The sequence below is a fragment of the Hydrogenophaga sp. genome (assembly GCF_028698005.1).
GTDB lineage: Bacteria > Pseudomonadota > Gammaproteobacteria > Burkholderiales > Burkholderiaceae_C > Hydrogenophaga.
In genome coordinates this window covers 1-3473 of the sequence record NZ_JAQVEJ010000226.1, presented here as the reverse complement: position 1 = coordinate 3473, position 3473 = coordinate 1, and the positions used below count along the sequence as shown (strand labels likewise).

Annotated in this window: 3 protein-coding genes; all 3 read left to right on the top strand. The window is 67.8% G+C overall.

All coding sequences use genetic code 11. The features are described 5' to 3' along the window. The first annotated feature begins 268 nt into the window (after positions 1-268). A complete protein-coding gene (locus PHQ87_RS15100; protein WP_300236145.1) occupies positions 269-1240 on the top strand; it encodes a porin in 972 nt (323 codons plus the stop codon). A 163-nt stretch (positions 1241-1403) separates the two neighbouring features. Beyond that, entirely contained in the window at positions 1404-2501 is a 1098-nt protein-coding gene (locus PHQ87_RS15095) for an ABC transporter ATP-binding protein (RefSeq protein WP_300236142.1), read from the top strand. A gap of 88 nt (positions 2502-2589) precedes the next feature. Then, the coding region (locus PHQ87_RS15090; RefSeq protein WP_300236138.1) for an ABC transporter substrate-binding protein at positions 2590-3473 on the top strand (884 nt) is incomplete at its 3' end.

Below are 3473 nucleotides of genomic sequence, written 5' to 3'. Positions count from 1 at the left end.
GCGCATCGTATCAGCGAGCGATGTGGTGGCACCGCATGCCGATGGCTTGACGTCATGAACGGTGCCGCCCAGCTGCAGCCTGTCCAGACAGGCTGACGCGGTTTATTGAAAGACAAGCAACACCTTTGTCATTTTCCGACGCCCATGGGGGTGTTATCAAGTTGTCACACAAGCTTGGTGGAATGCCTATCGCTGCACATCTGCATGCATTCCGTCACCCCGCTTGCTCCCAAGGACCAGGCACATCCACTTTGCTTGAAATCAGACAATGAAAAAATATCTGCTGGCCTTTGCGGCCATGGCCACCCTGTGCGGCACCGCCGCCGCCCAGTCGAACGTCACCCTGTACGGTGAAGCCGAAGCCGGCATCGGTCGCCGCTACACGCAAGACACCACCGGGATGATCACCAACTACCTGGGCACCTCGCGCTGGGGCGTGCGTGGCACCGAAGACCTGGGCGGCGGCCTCAAGGTCAGCTTCAACCTGGAGTCGGGCGCGCTCGACATGGCCACAGGCGAAGTCGGCGGCAACGGCGGCTTCAACCGCCAGGCCTGGGTCGGCATCGGCAGCGGCTTCGGCACACTGATGCTGGGCCGCACCACCACGCCCCAGAGCCGCATCATGGGCACGTTCGACCTGAACGGCACCGCCGACGGTTCGTCCGCCCTGAAGGCCCTGAAGCTGGCCGCCAACGGCTCGCTGGGCGGCTCGCGCCAGAACGGCATGATTCAGTACGTGTCGCCGAACATGGGTGGTTTCTCGTTCAACGTCGGCCTCGCCCGCAAGGACGACACCGGCCTGAGCAAGAACTGGACGCAAGTGGCCGGCGCCTACAAAAACAAGCAGCTCACCGTGGGCTTCGCGGTGCAGTCCAAGATGGGTGACACCGCCAACGACCGCAACGGCTACGCCCTGGGCGCCAAATACGACTTCGGCAGCGTCGTCGTCAGCGGCCTGTACACGCAGGACGAGTCGCGCTCGGACGGCAAGGGCTTCGGCCTGGGCGTGGCCGTGCCACTGGGCAGCACGACCGTCGGCGTGCAGCTCGCCCGCGTCACCGACAGCAGCAACGCCGACAAGGACGGCGCATCGGCCTGGGAACTGTTCGCCAACCACAAGCTGTCCAAGCGCACCGCCCTGTACGCGGCCCTGGGCGGTGTGAACGATGCGGCGCACCAGTCCGTCACCAAGGGCGCCAAGGACACAACCTTCGGTCTGGGCATCAACCACAAGTTCTGAGCGAGCGCCACGGTAGCGGCGATGACGCCGCCAGGCCTGCTGCTTCTCCAGCGTCTCGGGAGCCGCCTTCGGGTGGCTCCTTTTTCCCTTTCCCGTCCGCCTGCGTGTCAGCCCCGTGACCGTCATGAGCATGACACATACCCCGCCTACGATCGTTGGCCATATGAAACCCACCGACAACCGCACGGGCACCGCCGTGACCGTGGAGCATCTCTGCCGGCGCTTTGGTGAGCAGCACGCGCTGCGCGACGTCAGCCTCGCGCTCGCGCCCGGGCGCGTGCTGGCCCTGCTCGGCCCCTCGGGTTGTGGCAAAACCACCTTGCTCAAGCTGCTGGCGGGACTGGACCGGCCCGGCAGCGGACGCATCCTGTTCGGCGACAACGTTGTCGCCAGCGAAACGACCATGGTGCCGCCGCAGCACCGCCGCCTGGGCATGGTGTTCCAGGACTACGCGCTGTGGCCCCACATGAGCGTGCAGGCCAATGTCGCCTTTCCATTGGAGATGCAGCGCCTGAGTGCCGCCGAGGTGCGCCGCCGTACCACCGATGCGCTGGTGCGCGTGGGCCTGGGGGCAATGGCCCAGCGCGCGCCGGCCCAACTGTCGGGCGGCCAGCAGCAGCGCGTCGCGCTGGCACGTGCCATCGTGGCGCAGCCGGCCCTGTTGCTGTTCGACGAGCCACTGTCCAACCTCGACCGCGACCTGCGCGAGAGCCTGTGCAGCGACATGGCGCAACTGCTGCGCCAACTGGGCACCACCGCCGTCTACGTCACGCATGACCACGAAGAGGCCTGCACCATCGCCGACGAGGTGGCGGTGATGTCCCGTGGCGGCCTGCTGCAGCAGGCCGCACCGGCCACACTGTGGAATGCACCGGCCAGCCCGGAGGTGGCGCGTTTTCTGAAGCTGGGAGCGCTGACACCGGCACGGCGCAAGGCCGGTGGCGGTATCCACCTGAGCGGCAGCGACACCGTGCTGCCCGAAGAACTGCTGGCCCCGGCGTCGGCCGCGGCGCCACGCGCCGGCGAAGGCCAGTTGCTGATTCCCGGCAGCGCCGCCACGCCGGGCGCGCTCGATGGCGCCGCCCTGCGCGCCACCGTGGCCGCACAGCACTACCGCAGCGGCAGCTTCGCCACCGACCTGGCCCTGCCCGGTGGCGCGTTGCTGCGCACCGTCACGCGCGAACGCCTGGCCCCGGACAGTGCCGTGGGCCTGCATATCGCACCGCGCCAGTTGCACTGGTTCGCCACGGCAGCGGCCTGATCCGGCCGTCTTCGCCCGCCTTGCCGGTCGTGTTTTTCGGCCTTTCTTCCACCCATTGACCACCATGATCCTGCACACCATGCGCCCCATGAAACCGCTCACCCGCCACACCGCCGCCATCGCCCTGCTCCTGGGTGCCACCAGCGGTCATGCCCTGACCGTCTACACGGCCGGTCCCAACAGCCTCATCAAGGAACTCGCCGCCGGCTACGAGAAAGCCACCGGCGTGAAGGTCGAGGTGTTCCAGGCCGATACCGGCAAGGTGATGGCCCGGCTGGAAGCCGAAGCTGCCAACCCGCGCGCCGACGTAGTGATCTCGGCCTCGTGGGACAGCGCGATCGATCTGCACCAGCGCGGCTGGCTGCTCAGCTACCAAAGCCCGAACGCGGTCAAGGTGCCCGCCCTCTACAAGGGCCCCAGTTACGTGGCCCAGGGCCTGTCGGCGCTGGCCATCGCCTGGAACCCGGCCAGCGGCACACCGCGCCCGCAAGACTGGAGCGATCTGGCCGCCGACGCCTTCCGCGGCAAGGTCAACATGCCCAACCCTGCCCAGTCGGGCACCGCGCTGGAACTGCTGTCGGGCCTGCAGGCGGCGCACGGTGCCGGCGCCTGGAAGCTGTTCGGCGAGCTCAAGGCCAATGGCATGAACATCTCGGGCGCCAACGCGCAGGCCCTCAACCCCGTGCTCCAGGGCGCCAAGGCGGCCGTGTTCGGTGCGGTCGACTACGTCACCTTCGGCGCCCAGGCCAAGGGTGAGAAGGTCGAGATCATCTTCCCGGCCAGCGGCACCGTGGTGGCCGCGCGCCCGATGATGATCCTCAAATCGTCCCGGGCCCCGTCCGATGCGCGCAAGTTCATCGACTACGTGCTGTCCGACGCCGGCCAGACCGCCGTGGCCAAGACCTTCCTGATTCCCGCACGCTCCGACGTGGCCGCGCGCCGCCCGGCCCTGGACAGCTTCAAGACCCTGCC

Excerpts from the sequence above, each read along its gene's own strand:
- PHQ87_RS15100 (WP_300236145.1), top strand. The coding sequence starts at position 269 with ATGAAAAAATATCTGCTGGCCTTTGCGGCCATGGCCACCCTGTGCGGC.
- PHQ87_RS15095 (WP_300236142.1), top strand. The coding sequence starts at position 1,404 with ATGAAACCCACCGACAACCGCACGGGCACCGCCGTGACCGTGGAGCAT.